This window comes from Streptomyces vilmorinianum (genome assembly GCF_005517195.1).
GTDB lineage: Bacteria > Actinomycetota > Actinomycetes > Streptomycetales > Streptomycetaceae > Streptomyces > Streptomyces vilmorinianum.
Genome location: NZ_CP040244.1, coordinates 4,921,511 through 4,939,695 on the forward strand (window position 1 = coordinate 4,921,511; position 18,185 = coordinate 4,939,695).

Consider the following 18,185-nt stretch of genomic DNA (forward strand, 5'->3'; position numbering starts at 1 on the left):
CGGTCGGCCCCCTCGCCGCGCGCCGGGCGCCCCCATTCGGTACACCGGACATATGGCGCTCAAGCACAGTGAACTCGCCGACCGCATCCTCGGCGGCTGGACGGGACGGATCGCCGGGAACATGCTCGGCAAGCCCGTCGAGCGGGGCGACCACTGGACGCCCGAGCACATCGACCGGTACCTGCGTCTGACGGACTCGCTCCCGCTCACCGACTACCTGCCCCCGCCGCCCGCCGACGCCCTGGCCGAGGGGTTCGAGCTGCGGCCCGAGTGGCCGCAGTGCGTGCGCGGGCGGATCCACGGGAGCTGCCGGGACGACGACATCGACTACTCGATCCTGGGCCTGCACCTCCTGGAGACCCGCGGCTTCGCCTTCACCACCGAGCAGGTCGGTGAGCACTGGCTGCTCCGGCTGCCCTACCTCCAGACCTTCACCGCCGAGCGGACCGCCTACCGCAATCTCACCAACGGCCTCAAGCCTCCGCTGACCGCCACCTACGACAATCCCCACCAGGAGTGGATCGGCGCCCTGATCCGGGCGGACGTCTACGGCTGGACCTCCCCCGGCGACCCGCGCCGGGCAGCCTCGATGGCCCGCCGGGACGCGGTCCTGTCCCACACGGGCAACGGGGTGTACGGGGCGATGTGGGCGGCCGCGCTGATCGCCGCGGCCTTCACGGCGCCGGACGCGCGGACCGCGCTGGAGACGGCGCTCGAACGGATCCCGGCGAGCAGCCGCCTCGCGCGGACGGTGCGCCACACGATCGCCCTGTACGAGTCGGGTGTGGAGTGGGCGGACGCGCTGAGCGAGCTCGCGCGCGAGACGAAGGGCCTCGGCTGGATCCACACCGTCCCGAACGCGGCCGTCCTGACCGCCGGACTGCTGTACGGGGAGGGCGACTTCACCCGCACGATCGCGCTGACGGTACGCGGCGGCCTGGACACGGACTCCAACGGGGCGACGGCGGGGTCCGTGGCCGGGGTCCTGTGCGGGGCGGCCGCGATCCCGCCGCAGTGGTCGGAGCCGCTGCAGGACCACGTGCGCAGCGCGGTGTTCGGCTTCGACGGGGTACGGATCAGCGAGCTGGCCGAGCGGACGCGACGACTGGCTACGCTGGCGGGATGACGACGACCGACTACGCCACGTACATCGCGAGCCTCCCCCGCGTCCTGGCCGGCGCCGCCGCGCTCTTCCGGGACGCGGTCGGCCGCGTCCTGATCGTCGAGCCCGACTACCGCGACGGCTGGGCGCTGCCCGGCGGCACGATCGAGTCCGACACGGGCGAGACGCCGCGGCAGGCGGCCCGCCGGGAGACGGCCGAGGAGATCGGCCTGGACGTGGAGCCGGGCCGGCTGCTCGCGGTCGACTGGGTGCACGGGCCGGCGCGTCCCCCGATCGTGGCGTACGTGTACGACGGCGGGGTGCTCTCGCAGGAGCAGTTCGCCGCGATCCGCCTCCAGGAGGAGGAGCTGCTCTCCTGGAAGCTGGTCACCCGCGAGGAGATCACGGCTCACCTCCTCGGCGCCCTGGGCCTGCGGGTCCTCGCCGCCCTGGACGTCCTGGAGTCCGGCGAGGGTCCCGTGGAACTGGAGAACGGTCGGTCGCCGCGCTGAACCGGTGCCGGTGCGGCTCCGTACGGGACCCGGTCTGCAGGGGTCAGCCCTGTTCGGGCGCCGGTGGGAGGAGGCCGCCCGTGCGGTGGGGTTCGTCGCGGGAGGTGGCGCGGGACTCGGTGCGGTGGCCGCGGGCGACGTAGTCGCGGACGACGGCTTCGACCGCGTCCTGCGGGTTGCCGAAGCCCCCGAGGACCATGACTTCCACGACGAGTTCGGCGTCGAGCGCGATGTTCACCTTGGCCATGCCGGGAACCTAGCACCCGGTGATCCGCTCGCGGGAGGCGCGCGGACCTGCCTACGCTCCCGGTATGACCACGGTCGCGATTCGAGCGCAGCGAATGGGGGCACCCCCATTCGCTACGCTCCCGACGAGGTCGTGCGCGAGCCGATCGGCACCTCGCTGCCCGCGTTCCTCCAACAGCTGCGCTAGAAGAGGGAGTCCGGCTCCGCGCCCGACTCGAAGGCGAGCAGCCGCCGCTTGCGGCCGAGCCCGCCGCCGTAACCGGTCAGGGCGCCGTCCGCCCCGACGACGCGGTGGCACGGCACGACGATGCTGACCGGGTTCTTGCCGTTGGCGAGGCCGACGGCACGGGACGCCCCGGGGTTGCCGAGGGCCTCGGCCAACTCGCCGTACGTACGCGTCTCGCCGTACGGGATGAGGCGCAGCTGCTCCCAGACACGGAGCTGGAACGGGGTGCCGATCAGCTTCAACGGCAGGTCGAACTCGGTCAGTTCACCGGCGAAGTACGCGTCGAGCTGGCGGATCACCTCGTCGAAGGGGCGCGGGTCGCGCTCGCCGAAGGTCTCCTCGGGCGGCCGGTGGCGCTGCTCGGTCATGTGGATGCGGCTGAGGACGCCGTCGACGGCGACCAGGGTCAGCGGGTCGTACGGACTGTCCACGACCAGGTGCGTGACGGTGGGCATGGCGGAGGCGACTTCCTTACGCGGGGAGATGGTTGATCGGGTGACTGTCCGTGGCCCAGAGGTACTGGACGGCGTACGCGCGCCAGGGCCGCCACCGCGCGGCGCGGGCCGTGAGCGCGGCGGGGGTGGAGGGCAGGCCGAGGCCCGCGGCGGCGCGGCGGACGCCGAGGTCGCCGGGGAGGAAGGCGTCGGGGTCGCCGAGCGCCCGCATCGCGATGACCTCGGTGGTCCAGGGGCCGAAGCCGGGCAGGGCGAGGAGCCGGGCCCGCGCCTCGTCCCAGTCGCCGGCCGGGCCGAGGCTCAGTGAGCCGTCGGCGAGCGCCTCGACGAGGGTGAGGAGCGTGGTGCGGCGGCTGCGGGGCAGCGCGAGGGATTCGGGGTCCAGGGAGGCCAGGGCCTCGGAGGTCGGGAAGAGATGGGTGAGGCCGCCCTCCGGGTCCTCGACGGGGACCCCGTGCGCGGTGACGAGCCGGGCCGCGTGGGTGCGGGCTGCGGCCGTGGAGACCTGCTGGCCGAGCACGGCCCGTACGGCGAACTCGGCGGCGTCGACGGTCCTCGGCACGCGCCGCCCCGGCGCCCGGTCGACCAGCGGGGCGAGCAGCGGATCCGTACGCAACTGCTCGTCGACGGCGACCGGATCGGCGTCGAGGTCGAGCGTCCAGCGGCAGCGGCTGATGGCATGGGTGAGGTCGCGCGGGTCGGTGAGCAGGAGCCGGCAGGCGATGTGGTCGGGGCGGGGGGCGAGGGCGACGATGCCGTGCCCGTACGGGAGGCTCAGCGTCCTGCGGTAGGCGCCGTCGCGCCACTCCTCCACGCCGGGGACGGCGGTCGCGGCCAGATGGCCGAAGAGGTTCGAGGGGTTGAGGGGGGTGCGGTACGGCAGCCGCAGGGTGATCACCCCGGGGGTGGCGGGTTCCTTCGTGGCGCCACGGGCGGCCCTGGCGCGCAGTTCCCCGGGGGCGAGCGCGAAGACCTCGCGGACGGTGTCGTTGAAGGTGCGGATCGAGGAGAAGCCGGCCGCGAAGGCGATCTCGGCCATGGGCAACGAGGTGGTCTCGATGAGCAGCCGTGCGGTCTGGGCGCGCTGGGCGCGGGCCAGGGCGAGCGGTCCCGCGCCGAGTTCGGCGAGGAGCTGGCGCTCGATCTGACGGGTGGACCAGCCGAGCCGGGCGGCGAGCCCCGGCACGCCCTCGCGGTCCACGACCCCGTCCTGGATGAGCCGCATGGCGCGGGCGACGGCGTCGGCGCGGACGTTCCATTCGGGTGAACCGGGGCTGGTGTCGGGGCGGCAGCGCTTGCACGCCCGGAATCCGGCGCGCTGGCAGGAGGCGGCGCTCGGGTGGAACACCATGTTCTCGGGCTTGGGCGGCACGACCGGGCAGCTGGGGCGGCAGTAGATCCGGGTGGTCAGGACGGCCGTGAAGAACACGCCGTCGAAGCGGGCGTCCTTCGACCGGACGGCCCGCACGCAGCGCTCGGTGTCGGTGTGCATGAGTCCATGATCGGGGGTCCGCGCGGTCGGCCGCTGGCGAGAAAACGACATGGACCTTCCGGCGCCCGGAACGGGGGAGGAACGAGGGAGGAGTGGTCCGGGTGCCCCGCCTCGATATCCCGCCGGAGCAGGAGCAGCATGGTAAGAGGAACCGAGGAAGGGGACGGGTGACAGCCGAATCCGTGATGACAGCCGAACCTCCGAGAAGCACCCCATGACCGGACGTCTTGGCCGCCGACCCAAGGGGCTGGGGCTGCGCAGCGTCGCCGGGCAGGTGTTCGCCCTGCAGGCAGTCATCGTGGCGCTGCTGGTCACCGTGGGCGCGCTGGCCCTGATCTTCCAGGCCCGTTACGACACCGAGCGCAACGCCCGCGACCGCTCGCTCGCCGCCGCGGAGGCGTTCGCGCACGCGCCGGGGCTCGTGGACGCCCTGAAGTCGCCCGACCCGACCGCACTGCTCCAGGACCGGGCCGAGGGCGCCCGACTCGCCTCGGGACTCGACTTCCTCGCGGTGATGACCGCCGACGGCATCCGCTACACGGACTCCCGTCCGGAGCTGATCGGGCAGCGCGCCACCGGTGACATCGCGCGCGCCAGGGCCGGTGAGTCGTTCACGGAGATCTTCACCGGGGAGCCGACGGACGCGGTCCGTGCCATCGTCCCGATCCGGACCGAGGACGGCGACATCGTCGGTCTGGTCGGCGCCGGTGTCGAGATCGAGAACGTGGCCAACGTGGTCGAGGGCCAGTTGCCGCTGCTCATCGGCACGGCGGCGGGTGCCCTGCTGCTCGCCGTGGGCGGCGCGGCGCTGGTGAGCCGGAGGCTGCGGCGGCAGACCCACGGTCTCGGCCCGGTCGAGATGACCCGGATCAACGAGCACCACGAGGCGGTCCTGCACGCGGTTCGCGAGGGCGTGCTCATCATCGACGCGGACCGCAGGCTGCTGCTCGCCAACGACGAGGCGCGGCGGCTGCTCGACCTGGCTCCCGATGCCGAGCAACGGCACGTCACCGAGCTGGGTCTGGACCCCCGTACGGCCGCGCTGCTCTCCTCCGGACGGATCGTCACCGACGAGGTGCACCTGGCGGGCGACCGGCTGCTCGCCTTCAACGTGCGGCCCACGGCGCCGTACCGTGGCCGGCCCACCGGGACCGTGATGACGCTGCGGGACTCGACCGAGCTCGCCGCGCTCTCCGGCCGGGCCGAGGTGGCCAGGGGCCGGCTGCAGCTGCTGTACGAGGCCGGGGTGCGGATCGGCACCACGCTCGACGTGGTGCGGACGGCCGAGGAGCTCTCGGAGGTCGCCGTCCCGCGGTTCGCGGACTTCGTCACGGTGGAGCTCCTGGAGCCGGTGCTCGGGGGCGATGAGCCGTCGGGCGCGTACACCGAGATGCGCCGTACGGCGCTGAGCGGCATCCGCGCGGAGCATCCGCTCCAGCCGGTGGGCGACCTGATCAGGTGTGTCGTCCCGACCACCCCGATGGCGCAGGCGCTGGACGGCGGTCACGCGGTGCTGGTGGAGGATCTGACCACGGCCGAGGGGTGGCGGGCCCAGGACCCCGAGGGGGCCGCGACCGCCCTCGCGTACGGGCTGCACTCGCTCGTCGCCGTGCCGCTGCTCGCCCGGGGCGTCGCCCTCGGCATGGCCAACTACTGGCGGTCCGAGACCCCCGACGCCTTCGGGGAGGAGGATCTGACCTTCGCGGAGGAGCTGACCGCGCGCGCCGCGGTCTCCATCGACAACGCCCGCCGGTTCACCCGTGAGCACGCCATGGCGGTGACGCTCCAGCGCAGCCTGCTCCCCCGTGTCCTGCCCGAGCTGTCCGCCGTCGACGTCGCCTACCGCTATCTGCCCGCCAAGGCGGGCGTGGGCGGGGACTGGTTCGACGTGATCCCGCTGCCGGGCGCCCGGGTGGCACTGGTCGTCGGCGACGTCGTCGGGCACGGGCTGCACGCCGCGGCCACGATGGGCCGGCTGCGTACGGCGGTCCACAACTTCTCCACGCTGGATCTGCCTCCCGACGAGCTCCTGGGCCACCTCGACGAGCTGATCGACCGGATCGACCGGCCCGACACCGGCGACGCCGGGGGCGAGGGAGAGGGCGAGGGCGAGGGCGGTACGGGGGAGATCGAGGAGGGGGGCGACCGGATCGACCGGATCACCGGCGCCACCTGTCTGTACATCGTCTACGACCCGGCGAGCGGCCGCTGCACCATGGCCAGGGCCGGGCACCCCGGGCCCGCGCTCGTGCACGCCGACGGCCGGGTGGAGTTCCCCGAGCTGCCCGCCGGACTGCCCCTGGGCGTGGGCGGGATGCCGTTCGAGGCCGCGGAGCTGCATCTGCCGGAGGGGAGCCGGCTGGTGCTGTTCACCGACGGTCTCCTGGAGGACCGCGACCGGGACTTCGACACCGGCCTCCAGCTGCTGCGCGAGGCGCTGGCCACGACGGGCCGCAGCCCGGAGCAGGCCTGCACCGACGTTCTCGCCGCGCTGTTGAAGCCCGCGCCGGCCGACGACATCGCCCTGCTGGTCGCCGACACCCGCCGTCTGGAGGCCGACCGGATCGCGGAGTGGAACGTGCCCGCCGATCCGGCCGACGTCTCCCGGGTGCGCAACGAGGGTGCCGCGCAGCTCTCCGCCTGGGAACTGGACGACATCGCGTTCACCGCCGAGCTCATCCTCAGCGAGCTCATCACCAACGCCATCCGGTACGGAGCCGAGCCGATCAAGGTCCGGCTGCTGCGCGACCGCCGGCTGATCTGCGAGATCTCCGACGGCAGCAGCACGGCTCCGCATCTGCGGTACGCGGCCGACACCGACGAGGGCGGCCGGGGCCTGTTCCTGGTGGCCCAGTTCGCCGAGCGCTGGGGCACCCGTTACACCGAGCGCGGCAAGGTCATCTGGGCGGAACTTCCCCTGACGACGGCCGACGGGGAGGTGCCGGCGATGGCGGTGCCGGACCTCGACACGCTGGAGGACCTGGCCTGGTGAGCCGTCACCTCGCCCGGTGGGCCGTCACCTCAGCCCGGTGGGCCGTCACCTCAGGGAGGTGCGGGCCAGGAGCACCGCCACGTCGTCCGGCGGCGCGTACGGCAGCAGCTGTTCGAGGATGTCGTCGCAGAGCTGGTTGAGCGGCCGTTCGAGGTGGAGCAGCGCCTGGGCGAGCTTGTCCATGCCCTCGTCGAGGTCCCGGTCCCTGGCCTCGATGAGGCCGTCGGTGTACAGCACCAGCAGGCTGCCCGGCGGCAGCCGCAGCGACTCGGTCCGGAAGTCCCGGCCGCCGGTGCCGAGCGGGGTGCCGGGCGGCCCCTCCAGGAAGGTGATGGCCCCGTCTGCCGTGCCGACGGCCGGCGGCGGGTGGCCGGCCCGGGCGATCGTGACGAGGCCGGTGGCCGGGTCGTGGACGGCGTAGACACACGTCGCCATCTCGTCCTCGCCCAGGTCGGCGACGACGGCGTCGAGGGAGCGGAGCAGCCGCGCGGGCGGGACGCCGTGCCGGGCGAGCGTCCGTACCGCGGTCCGGAGTTGGCCCATGACGGCAGCCGCGTGGATGCCGTGCCCCATGACGTCGCCGATGACGAGCCCCGTACGGCCCTCGGGCAGCGCGATGACGTCGAACCAGTCGCCGCCGACGTCGTGGGCGCTCGCGGGGAGGTAGCGGCCGGTGAGCTCCAGGCCGTCGACCCTGGGCAGCGCGCTGTTGGTGAGGCTGCGCTGCAGGGTGAGGGCGGCCGCGCGCTGGGTGGTGTACATGCGGGCGTTGTCGATGTTCAGAGCCGCGCGCGCGACGAGTTCGTCGACGAGGACGCAGTCCTGCTCGTCGAAGGGCTCGCGGTCACGGACGCGGGTCACGGCGACGGCGCCGAGCACCTGGCCGCGGGCGACGAGCGGGACGAGGCGCGCCGAGCCGATGCTGGAGCCGAGGTAGGTGCGCAGCGCGTCGGCGCGGCGGTCGGGGAAGAGCGCGGGGAGGTCCGACTGGTAGAGGTTCATCGGCCTGCCCTCGGTGATGACCCGCTCGTACACCGTGCCGAGCGGGATCTGGAAGGTCTGGCCGGGGGCGAGCAGCGCGGTGGGCGCGGCCGGGTCGGGGAAGAGGGCGGCGAGGCGGCGCAGCAGGCCGTGGGCGGAGGCGCCCGCCTCGTCCGGTTCGAGGACCGATTCGAGCATCTGCACGTCGGCCGAGTCGGCGAGCTGGGGCACCAGGACCTCCACGATCTCCTCGGCGGTCTGCCGGAGGTCGAGGGTGGTGCCGATACGGGTGCCCGCTTCGGCGAGCAGGGCGAAGCGGCGCCGGGCCCGTTCGGCCTCGACGAGGGCCCGCTGGCCCTCGGTGATGTCGATGAGGGAGGCGATCAGGCCGAGCCGCCGCCCCGAGCCGTCGAGCAGCGGGGCGTACGAGCAGGACCAGGTCCTGTCGTGGTCGGGGTCGGCCGGGGTCCGGCCGGTGCGGCGCACGTCGACGAAGGCCTCGCCGCTCTCGAGGACCTGGCGCATGGTGGCTTCGAGGGCGGCGGCGTTGACGCCGGGCACCACCTCGGTCAGCCGCTTGCCCAGGTGCTCGGCGGGCGATACCCCGTTCATCCGCGCCAGCGCGTCGTTGACCCGCAGGAACCGCAGGTCGGGGCCGAGGGTGGCGAGGCCGATGGGCGACTGGGTGAAGAGGCTCTGGAGGGCGGCGAGCGAGTCCCGCATGCGCAGGACCTCGGAGGTCTCCACGGCGATGAGCATCGCGCCCGGCCGCCCCTCGGGGTCGACCTCGGGGACGATCCACATCTCCATCGTGACCTGGTGACCGTCGCGGTGCCGTACGGGCAGGGTGCCGACGACGGTCTCACCGGCCTGGACGCGGCGCGTCAGCTGATCGGCGAGTTCCCGGTTGGAGTCGGGCACCAGAATGGGTGAGGCGGGGCGTCCGAGGACGTCCTCGGGGCGGTGGCCGAGCAGGTCCTGGGCGGCCAGCGACCACTCCACGACGCGCCCGTCCGCGTCCTCTCTCCACAGGGCGATCGGCAGCAGTTCGCGCAGGACACCGGCGTACCCGATGGCCGCCGGCGGCCGCTCCGGCGTTTCGCTCGGCGACTGAAAAGTGTCCAACGCTTCGACCTAACCCCGGGGGGTGTTTTCCTACCCAATCACCCTATCCGAGGCGTCGATGCGGGGCGCTGTGGCACGACTCCGGACGGTGGGTACGGGCGCGGGCCGGGAGCACTGTCCCAGGGGTTCCCCTCGTACCGACTCGCCGGTAACTTGGCGCCTCGCCCACTCCCCCACCCTCCTGGCAGGTACGAGATGCAGAGCTTGTGGTTACGCGTGGTCCGAGGCGCCGTGCTCGTGGGCGCGCTGCTGGTGCCGGGCGTACCGGGTCCCGCCGTCGCGCAGGCCGGCCCGCTTCCGGCCGCACCGGCTGCACTCTCCGCACCCGACGCGTCCGAGGCGCCCGCCACTCCCGACGCGCCCGGCTGGACGCCGCCGCTGTCCACCCGCGGCCGCTTCATCGTCGACGCCGACGGCGACCGCTTCCGGCTCCGCTCCGGCAACTGGGACGGCGCCCAGGGCTCCTGGAACGGCTCCGGCGACCCCGTCGACCCGGCCACCCACCATGCCGGACAGAACTCCCACGGGATCCCGATCGGCCTGGACCGCACCCCGCTCCCCACGCTCCTCGCCGACTTCCGCGCCCTCGGCCTGAACAGCATCCGGCTGCCGTTCTCCAACGAGATGCTGCGCACCACGGCCCCCGTGCCCGACGCGGCCGTCGCGGCCAATCCGGCGCTGCGTGGCAAGACCCCGCTCCAGGTCTTCGACGCCGTCGTCGCCGCCCTCACCGCCGACGGGTTCGCGGTCATCCTGAACAACCACACCGTGACCACCCGTTGGTGCTGCGGCGTGGACGGCAACGAACGCTGGAACAGCAGTGGCCGGTCCACCGCCCAGTGGGCCGACGACTGGGTGTTCATGGCGAGCCGCTACCGCGCCAACCCGCGCGTGGTCGGCGCCGACCTGTACAACGAGGTCCGCCGCGACGTCTGGGACGACCCCAACTGGGGTCTCGGCGACAACCACGACTGGCACGCCGCCGCCCAGGAGGCCGGCGACCGCATCCTGACCGAGGCCAACCCCCATCTGCTCATCGTCGTCGAGGGCATCAACTGGACGGGCATCCCTGTGGACGGCTTCGCGCACGGCCGCCCCACCCTCTCCCCCGTCCGCACCCTGTCCCACACCCTGGTGGTGTCGAACAAGCTCGTCTACTCCGCCCACTTCTACGGCTACACCGGCCCGCACCACACCGGCGCCACCGGCATCGGCGAGACCAGCGACCTCCGCTACCAGGACCTCACCCGCGAGCAGCTCCGCCAGGTCGTCCACGACCAGGCGCTCTACGTCTCCGCCGAGACCGGCAGGCACTTCACCGCCCCGGTCTGGATCAGCGAGTTCGGCATCGGCGCCGACGAGCGCGGCGACCGTCCGCGCGCCTGGTTCGGCCATCTGACCGAGCTCCTGACGGACGCCGACGTGGACTACGCGTACTGGCCGCTGGTCGGCTGGAGCAGCGGCGCCGACGGCAGCGGCGGGGACAGTTGGGCGCTGCTGCGGTACGACTCCGGGGGCCGCAGGACCGGGGTCCTCGACCCGGGCGACTGGCGCGCCCCCGCCTGGACCGGGCTGACCGGCTCCCCCGGCCGCACCGGCGCCGTCCCCGTCACCGCGGCCTGGTACCAGCTGACGACCGACCACCGCGACCACAACGCCTCGCTGCGCGTCCGGGCCGGCGGGGACTGGGACAGCGGCGCCCGCAAGGCCGTCTGCCCGGACGGCTCCCGGCTCGCCGGGCTCAGCCACACCGGGGGCCGCGGTCTGTGCGCGAGCTCCGGGCTGCGGGCCGGCACCGGCGGGCACACCGTCGTCCGCGACGAGTCGCACGTCCCGGCGGGCGGCGACTGGGCCACCGGGTACACCAAGTTCCAGTGCCCGGCGGGGCAGTTCCTCATCGGCTACAGCCTGCGCGACGCACGGGTCTCCGCCGCGCTGTGCGCCCCGGCCCGTACCGCGCTCGCGACGAGCGCGGGGCGCACGGTGTGGTTCGACCGGGGTGACAACCGCCCGGCCGGCGCACCCGGCGGCGACTACGCGTACGGCCACTTCAAGGGCCAGTGCCTGCCCACCGAGTACGCGGCGGGCATCGCCTTCACCACCCGGTTCGGCTCCCGGCCCTCCCCGGCCGCCCTGCTGTGCCGCACGGCGCCCCCGGAGTCCTGACCGGGGGCGGGGCCGTCAGACGGACGGGACGGCGTGGGGTGTCTCCAGGGAGGCGGCGATACCCTGCGCCAGGAACGGGATCCGGTGCGCCGAGATGCCCGCGATGTTGATGCGTCCCGAGGTCGTGCCGTAGATGCCGAACTGCCGGCGCATCCGGCGCATCTGGTCGGGCGTGAGCGGCAGCATCGAGAACATGCCCTTCTGCCGTGCGAGGGGCGCCGCCTGCTCGGCGCAGCCGAGTGCGCGCAGATGCTCGACGAGGTCCGCGCGGTTGGCCGTGATCCGGTGGCGCATGACGTCGAGTTCGGCCAGCCACGCGGCCCGCAGCCGCTCGTCCTCCAGGACGGTGGCGACGACGGCGGCGCCGTGCTCGGGCGGCATCGAGTACATCGTGCGTGCGGCGTTCTGCAGGGCGGTCTCGACGTTCCGCAGCGCCTGCCGCGACGATCCGACGACGATGGCGCACCCGGTGCGGTCGCTGTAGAGGCCGAAGTTCTTGGAGCAGCTGACGGCGATCAGCACCTCGGGCAGCCGCTCGGCGAGCATCCGGGTGGCCCACAGGTCGGCGGCGAGGCCGTCGCCGAGCCCGTGGTAGGCCAGGTCGACGAAGGGGACCCAGCCGTTCGCCGCCGCGAGTCCGGCGAGCTCCTCCCACATCTCGGCGGTGGGGTCGACTCCGGTGGGGTTGTGGCAGCAGCCCTGGAGCAGGACGACGTCGTCCCTTCGTGCGGCACGCAGGTCGTCGAGCATGCCGGCGCCGTACCCGTACGTCCGGACGAGCAGCCCGGCGCCCTCCAGTATCGGGCGGTGGTTGACGTAGGCGGGGTCGCTGATCCACACCGTGGTGCCGGGGCGGGTCTGGCGTACGAGATCGGCCAGCAGGCGCAGGGCTCCGGTGCCGGCCACGGTCTGGACGGCCGTCGCGCGTGCGGTCAGGGCTTCGGTGCCGGGGCCCCCGAGGACCATCGACAGCATGGCCCGGTTGAAGGCGGTGTTGCCCGAGAGGCCGCGGTACTCCTTGGAGTCGGAGCGTTCCGCCAGGCGTATCTCGGCCTCCTTGACCGCTGCCATGACCGGGGTGATCCCGGTGTGGTCGCGGTAGACGCCGAGGACGAGGTTCAGCCGCTCGGGGCGCGGGTCGGCGGTGTACTCGGCCGCGAGGTCCCACAGCGGGTCCACGGGCGGGGCGGGAAGCAGCTCAAGCATCGGCGGAGACCTTGGATCGGGGGCGTCGGTTGGCGAGCGCGACGCCGAGGGTGATGAGGGGAACGCCGACCACGACGGGCAGGGTCGGCATCTCGTCGAGGAGGGGGATGGCGAGCAGGACGACGGCCACCGGGCTGAGGCTGCCGACGACCGAGCTGCGCTCGGGTCCCAGGCGGCGGATGGCGAACGCGTACAGCAGGCCGGCGCACAGGCCGACGCCGAGGCCCTGGACGACGAGGAAGAGCACGATGTCGCCGCCGGCCGCGTGGGCGAGGCCGGTGGGCAGGACTCCGGTGAGGGTCAGGAGCGCGATGACGGCGAAGGAGGGCAGGCACAGCAGCCCGATGGACCCGATGGGGTCGAGATCCACCTCGCGCAGCCCGACGGTGTAGAGGGCCCACAGCCCGCTGGCGACGAGGAGTGTTCCGGCGCCGAGCAGGACGTCCGCGTCGAGCGCCGCGGTGTAGCGCCAGACCAGGGCGACGACTCCGGCCGCGATCAGCGCGAGGCCGGCCGTCTGGGTGCCGCGCGGAGCCTGCTTGCCGCCCGCGACCATGAGGGCGGAGACGAAGAGCGGGACCATGCCGGGGACGATCGCCCCGACGAACGCGGCGGACGTCAGCGATCCGCCGTACATGGCGGCGAGGAAGAACGGGACCCCCGCACCGCAGATGATCTTGGCCGCGGGGCCGGGCCGCACCGCCGCGAGCCGCCGCCGGCGCCGCCACAGGGCGGGCGCCAGGACCACGAGGGGCACACCGAAGCGCAGCAGGGCGGCGTCGGCGGGCAGCAGCGTGGAGGCGCTCAGCGCACGGGCGCTGAGCGCGAACGCGGCCCAGATGGTCACGGTGAGCAGCAGCGCGATCAGACCGACGACCTGCGGGGAGAGCGCCATGGGCCCCCTTGCCCGCCTGGACTCCCCCGGCCCGTCGGCACCGCGGGCCGAGGGCCGGCCTGTGGGGGGTGCCCCCACCGTTTGCGTCACGACCACCGAATGTTCCTCCCGCTCGAAGCCAGAGCAACGGTAGAGCTTTCGGTGGAGCAGGCGATTGCCAGTTCTGCCCTCCAGCCATAGCGTGGGGGCAGAATCTGCCAAGAACGACGTAAGAAGTGACGATGGACGCTGTGGACTTCCAGATCATCCACGAGTTGCAGGCGGACGGCCGGCTGTCCAACCAGGACCTCGCCGACCGGATCCGGCTGTCCCCCTCGCCCTGTCTGCGCCGGGTCCGCCGCCTGGAGGAGTCGGGCCTGATCAGCGGCTACACGGCCATGGTGGACCAGGTCGCCTTCGGTCTGCCGATCACCGTCTTCGTACGGATCCGCCTGGAACGCCACACCGCCGACGCGGTCAACGTCTTCGAGGAGCACGTCGGCCTCATCGATCACATCCAGGACTGCTATCTGATGGCGGGCAGCAGCGACTACCTGCTCAGGGTCGTCATCGAGAGCCTGGAGGCGTACGAAGTCCTGGTGCGCACCCGCATCCACGCCATCCCGGGCATCGCGTCGATCGAGTCCAGCTTCGCCTTCGGCAGCGTCAAGCAGTCCAAGGTCTTCCCGCGCCCGGGCGTCCCGTCCCGCCCGCGCGCCGGTGGCCCGGTCAGGTGAGGGCGGACTCGAAGGCCGCGTACGCCGCCTCGTCGAAGAGGACGAACCTGACCTCCTCGACGTTCGTCCGCGTGGCACGCACCGTCTCGACCGCGATGCGCGCGCCGTCGTCCATGGGCCAGCCGTAGATGCCCGTCGAGACGGCGGGGAAGGCCACGGTACGAGCGCCCAGCTCGTCGGCCACGCGGAGCGACTCCCGGTAGCACGACGCCAGCTGCTCCGACCGGTCCTCCTCGCGGGACCAGACCGGGCCGACGGTGTGGATCACCCAGCGCGCGTCCAGGCGGCCCGCCGTCGTGGCGACGGCCCGGCCGGTCCGCAGGCCGCCGCCGTAGTGACCCGCGCGGAGCTTGCGGCACTCCTCCAGGATGGCGGGGCCGCCCTTGCGGTGGATGGCGCCGTCGACGCCGCCTCCGCCCAGGAGGGAGGAGTTCGCGGCGTTGACGATGGCGTCGACGTGCTGCTCGGTGATGTCTCCGCGGACCAGGACGAGGGACGGCTGTGTGCTCATGGGGCCATCATCCTTCGCCGCACGCGTGATGCGCGGGGGGGCCGTACGGCGGTCAGTTCCGTGTCGCGCGCAGTCGACGCCAGACCGCCTTCGCCGCGTTGTGCCCGGACATGCCGTGCACGCCCGGACCCGGCGGGGTCGCGGAGGAGCAGAGGAAGACCGCGGGGTGCGGGGTGTTGTACGGGAACAGGGACAGCTTGGGGCGCAGCAGCAGCTGGAGCCCGCGGGCCGCGCCGCAGGCGATGTCGCCGCCCACGTAGTTGGCGTTGCGTGCGGCGAGTTCGGGCGGTCCGGCGGTGGCGCGGGCCAGGACCAGGTCGCGGAAGCCGGGGGCGAACCGCTCGATCTGACGCTCGATCGCGTCGGTGAGGTCGCCCTCCCAGCCGTTCGGGACGTGGCCGTACGCCCAGAAGACGTGCTTGCCCTCGGGCGCGCGGGCCGGGTCGACGAGGCTGGGCTGGGCGGTGATGAGGAAGGGCGCGCGGGGGGCCGTGCCGGAGGACGCCTGGCGCAGCGCCGCGCCGATCTCGCCGCTGGTGGGGCCGATCTGGACGGTGCCGGCCGTGCGGGGCGCCTGCGCCGTCCACGGCACCGGGCCGTCGAGCGCGTAGTCGACCTTGAAGACGCTCGCGCCGTAGCGGTACGCGTCGTAGTACCCGCCGAACCCCGCGATCCGGGCGAGGGCGGTGGGCGAGGTGTCGAAGACGTACGCGCGGGCGGGCGGCAGGTCGTCGAGCCGCTTGACCTCGTAGTCGGTGTGGACGGCGCCGCCCAGTGCCTTCAGGTACGCGGTGAGGGCGTCCGAGATCGACTGGGAGCCGCCTCGGGGCATCGGCCAGCCGCCCTCGTGCGCGGCGAGCGCGAAGACGAGACCGACCGCCGTGGTGGCGAACCCCCCCAGCGGGGCGATGACATGACCGACGAGACCGGCGAACAGGGCGCGCGCCTTGTCGTCCTGGAAGCGGCGCATGAGCCAGGTCGAGGGCCGCAGGCCGTCGAGGCCGAACCGGGCGAGCGTGACGGGGTCGCGGGGCAGCGCGGTGAGCGGCAGGGACATGAAGTCCCGTGTCAGGGTGTCCCACTTGCCGAGGTACGGGGCGACGAGCCGGCGGTACGTGCCGGCGTCGCGCGGCCCGAAGGAGGCGGCGGTCTCGGCGACGGAGCGGGAGAGCACGGCGGCGGTGCCGTCGTCCCAGGGGTGGGCCATGGGCAGGTGCGGGTGCAGCCATTCGAGCCCGTACCGCTCCAGCGGCATCGTCTTGAAGACGGGCGAGCCGACTCCCAGCGGGTGCACGGCGGAACAGGGGTCGTGCAGGAAGCCGGGGAGGGTCAGCTCCTCCGTCCTGGCGCCGCCTCCCACGGTGGACTTCGCCTCGAACACGGCGACGGAGAAGCCGCGTCGGGCGAGTTCCACGGCGGCGGTCAGTCCGTTGGGTCCCGCCCCCACGACGACGGCATCGAGCATCGACGGCACCTTCGGACTCCTTCGTCAGCCGATGGCCAAGGCTCCCAGGATATTCCTGTGCCCCGGCCGCCCTCAGTGGCCCCTCAGCAGTGTCCGGATCCGGTCGGCGGTGGCCCGGTCGCGTGCCGCGGTGAACGGCAGTGCGTTGCCTCCGGTGATACGGAACGGCTCGCCGGCAAGCGTGGTGTGTTCGCCGCCCGCCTCGGTCACCAGGAGCAGTCCGGCCGCGTGGTCCCAGGCGTACTCCCAGGAGAAGGCGAGGGCGTCGATGAGACCCCGGGCCACGTCGAGGTATTCGAGGCCGGCGGAGCCGCAGGGGCGCGGGTGGACGCCGTCCGCGTTCAGGCCGAGCAGGGCGCGCTTCTGGTCGGGCGTGGTGTAGTCGGGGTGGGAGGTGGCGACCTCCAGGACCGCGCCCGGCGCCGGCGAACCCGACCGTATCGGCTCCCCGTTGAGGGTCGCTCCGCGTCCGCGCACCGCGACCGCCATCTCGTCGAGGGCGGGCGCGTAGGTCCAGGAGGCGAGCACCTCGCCGCGTCGGGCGAGCGCGACCAGGGTGCAGAAGCCGGGCTCGCCGCGCACGAACTGGCGGGTGCCGTCGACCGGGTCCACGATCCAGACCGGGGCGTCGCCCTGGAGCGCGTCGTAGACGGCCGGGTCGGCGTGCACGGCCTCCTCGCCGACGACCACCGAGCCGGGCAGCAGCTCCGTGAGGGACGCGGTCAGGTGGGCCTCCGCGGCTCGGTCGGCGACCGTCACCAGGTCGTGGGGCCCGTTCTTCTCGACGATCTCGTGGGCGGCGAGCTGCCGGAAGCGCGGCATGATCTCGGCGGCGGCCGCCTTGCGGAGCGCCTCCTCCACCTCGGTCGTGCCACCGGCGAGGACGTGGTCAAGGAAGTCTTCGATCATGCGTCCAGCTAAGCACGGCGGGCTGACAAACAGAGCATCCGGCTTGTCACTCTCCGTTTCCCCGCGGAGTACGCTGTGGCCGAGTCGATCCCTTACGGGGAAGGGAGGGCCCGTGCACGGCGAGTACAAGGTTCCCGGCGGCAAGCTCGTGGTCGTCGACCTGGAGACGCGCGACGGCGTCCTCGCGGACGTCCGGGTCGCGGGCGACTTCTTCCTGGAGCCGGACGAGGCGATCCTCGCCATCGACCGCGCACTGGAGGGCGCGCCCGCCGACACGGACGCGCCGGGGCTCGCGGCCCGGATCGACGCGGCGCTGCCGCCGGGCACGGAGATGTTCGGGCTGACCACGGAGGGCATCGGGGTCGCGGTCCGCCGGGCCCTCGCGCACGCCACCGACTGGACCGACTACGACTGGCAGCTGATCCACGAGTCGCCGCAGTCCCCCGCCCTGCACATGGCCCTGGACGAGGTCCTCACCGCCGAGGTCTCGGCGGGCCGCCGCGCGCCGACCCTGCGGGTGTGGGAGTGGGGCGCCCCGGCCGTGGTGATCGGCAGTTTCCAGTCGCTGCGCAACGAGGTGGACCCGGAGGCGGCCGAGCGGCACGGCTTCGAGGTGGTCCGCCGGATCAGCGGCGGCGGGGCGATGTTCATCGAGCCCGGCAACACCATCACGTACTCGCTCTCCGTCCCCGACGCCCTGGTGCAGGGGCTGTCCTTCACCGACAGCTATGCCTATCTCGACGACTGGGTGCTCGGCGCCCTCGGCGACATGGGCGTCAAGGCCTGGTACCAGCCCCTCAACGACATCGCCACGGACGCCGGGAAGATCGCGGGAGCGGCGCAGAAGCGGATGGTGGCGGGCGAGGGCGCGGTCCTGCACCACGTGACGATGGCGTACGACATCGACGCCGCCAAGATGACGGACGTGCTGCGGATCGGTCGCGAGAAGCTCTCCGACAAGGGCACCAAGAGCGCGAAGAAGCGCGTGGACCCGCTGCGCCGCCAGACGGGTCTGCCGCGCGAGGCCGTCATCGAGCGGATGATCGGCTCCTTCCGGGACCGCTACGGCCTGTCCGAGGGTCACGTCACGGAGGAGGAGATGGCCCTGGCCAAGGAGCTGGCGGCGACGAAGTTCGGCACACAGGAGTGGACGGCCCGGGTGCCGTAGCCCTGCGGGCTCTCGTAG

At 73.2% G+C, this 18,185-nt stretch carries 15 protein-coding genes; 6 read left to right on the forward strand and 9 right to left on the reverse strand.

The genetic code is table 11. From position 1 onward, the window contains the following. The first annotated feature begins 52 nt into the window (after positions 1-52). A complete protein-coding gene (locus FDM97_RS23020; protein ID WP_137992397.1) occupies positions 53-1,126 on the forward strand; it encodes an ADP-ribosylglycohydrolase family protein in 1,074 nt (357 codons plus the stop codon). Next, complete coding sequence (locus tag FDM97_RS23025; protein ID WP_137992398.1) at positions 1,123-1,614, forward strand: NUDIX domain-containing protein; 492 nt, start codon at positions 1,123-1,125, stop codon at positions 1,612-1,614. The genes FDM97_RS23020 and FDM97_RS23025 overlap by 4 nt, the downstream gene beginning before the upstream one ends. Before the next feature lie 43 nt (positions 1,615-1,657). Here the strand turns inward: FDM97_RS23025 and FDM97_RS23030 are convergent, their stop codons facing one another. From FDM97_RS23030 to FDM97_RS23040, 3 genes are all read right to left on the reverse strand, one after another. Beyond that, the gene (locus FDM97_RS23030) at positions 1,658-1,861 is read right to left on the reverse strand and encodes a type II toxin-antitoxin system VapB family antitoxin (RefSeq protein WP_137992399.1); all 204 of its coding nucleotides are present in this window, start codon (positions 1,859-1,861) and stop codon (positions 1,658-1,660) included. A gap of 182 nt (positions 1,862-2,043) precedes the next feature. Next, positions 2,044-2,541, reverse strand: coding sequence for a methylated-DNA--[protein]-cysteine S-methyltransferase (locus FDM97_RS23035; protein ID WP_137992400.1), 498 nt, complete (start codon positions 2,539-2,541; stop codon positions 2,044-2,046). Positions 2,542-2,557: 16 nt separating this feature from the next. After that, entirely contained in the window at positions 2,558-4,033 is a 1,476-nt protein-coding gene (locus tag FDM97_RS23040) for an AlkA N-terminal domain-containing protein (RefSeq protein WP_137992401.1), read from the reverse strand. Between the two features lie 214 nt (positions 4,034-4,247). Between FDM97_RS23040 and FDM97_RS23045 the strand changes: the two genes are divergently transcribed. Beyond that, positions 4,248-7,025, forward strand: a complete 2,778-nt coding sequence (locus FDM97_RS23045) for a SpoIIE family protein phosphatase (protein WP_137992402.1) — start codon at positions 4,248-4,250, stop codon at positions 7,023-7,025. A 45-nt stretch (positions 7,026-7,070) separates the two neighbouring features. On the opposite strand, the gene FDM97_RS23050 is transcribed toward FDM97_RS23045, so the two are convergent. Beyond that, positions 7,071-9,131 carry a SpoIIE family protein phosphatase gene (locus FDM97_RS23050; RefSeq protein ID WP_137992403.1) on the reverse strand — a complete coding sequence of 687 codons (2,061 nt, stop codon included), beginning with the start codon at positions 9,129-9,131 and terminating at the stop codon, positions 7,071-7,073. Between the two features lie 195 nt (positions 9,132-9,326). Between FDM97_RS23050 and FDM97_RS23055 the strand changes: the two genes are divergently transcribed. Then, on the forward strand, positions 9,327-11,297 hold the full coding sequence (locus FDM97_RS23055) for a cellulase family glycosylhydrolase (protein WP_137992404.1): 1,971 nt from the start codon (positions 9,327-9,329) through the stop codon (positions 11,295-11,297). Positions 11,298-11,312: 15 nt separating this feature from the next. Here FDM97_RS23055 and FDM97_RS23060 read toward each other — a convergent pair whose 3' ends face one another. Continuing rightward, entirely contained in the window at positions 11,313-12,503 is a 1,191-nt protein-coding gene (locus tag FDM97_RS23060) for an amino acid aminotransferase (protein WP_137992405.1), read from the reverse strand. Continuing rightward, positions 12,496-13,398, reverse strand: a complete 903-nt coding sequence (locus FDM97_RS23065) for a DMT family transporter (RefSeq protein WP_254705724.1) — start codon at positions 13,396-13,398, stop codon at positions 12,496-12,498. Before FDM97_RS23065 ends, FDM97_RS23060 begins: the two co-directional genes overlap by 8 nt. 221 nt (positions 13,399-13,619) lie before the next feature. Here FDM97_RS23065 and FDM97_RS23070 point away from each other — a divergent pair, with 221 nt between their 5' ends. Further along, positions 13,620-14,114 carry an Lrp/AsnC family transcriptional regulator gene (locus FDM97_RS23070; protein ID WP_137992406.1) on the forward strand — a complete coding sequence of 165 codons (495 nt, stop codon included), beginning with the start codon at positions 13,620-13,622 and terminating at the stop codon, positions 14,112-14,114. Here the strand turns inward: FDM97_RS23070 and FDM97_RS23075 are convergent. From FDM97_RS23075 to FDM97_RS23085, 3 genes are all read right to left on the reverse strand, one after another. Beyond that, a complete protein-coding gene (locus FDM97_RS23075) occupies positions 14,107-14,625 on the reverse strand; it encodes an O-acetyl-ADP-ribose deacetylase (RefSeq protein ID WP_137992407.1) in 519 nt (172 codons plus the stop codon). The two genes, FDM97_RS23070 and FDM97_RS23075, sit on opposite strands and share 8 nt — an antisense overlap. 52 nt (positions 14,626-14,677) lie before the next feature. Beyond that, entirely contained in the window at positions 14,678-16,099 is a 1,422-nt protein-coding gene (locus FDM97_RS23080) for a phytoene desaturase family protein (protein WP_137992408.1), read from the reverse strand. Positions 16,100-16,162: 63 nt separating this feature from the next. Then, on the reverse strand, positions 16,163-16,999 hold the full coding sequence (locus FDM97_RS23085; RefSeq protein ID WP_137992409.1) for an inositol monophosphatase family protein: 837 nt from the start codon (positions 16,997-16,999) through the stop codon (positions 16,163-16,165). A gap of 112 nt (positions 17,000-17,111) precedes the next feature. Between FDM97_RS23085 and FDM97_RS23090 the strand changes: the two genes are divergently transcribed. Next, on the forward strand, positions 17,112-18,167 hold the full coding sequence (locus tag FDM97_RS23090; RefSeq protein WP_137992410.1) for a lipoate--protein ligase family protein: 1,056 nt from the start codon (positions 17,112-17,114) through the stop codon (positions 18,165-18,167). Positions 18,168-18,185 lie beyond the last annotated feature (18 nt).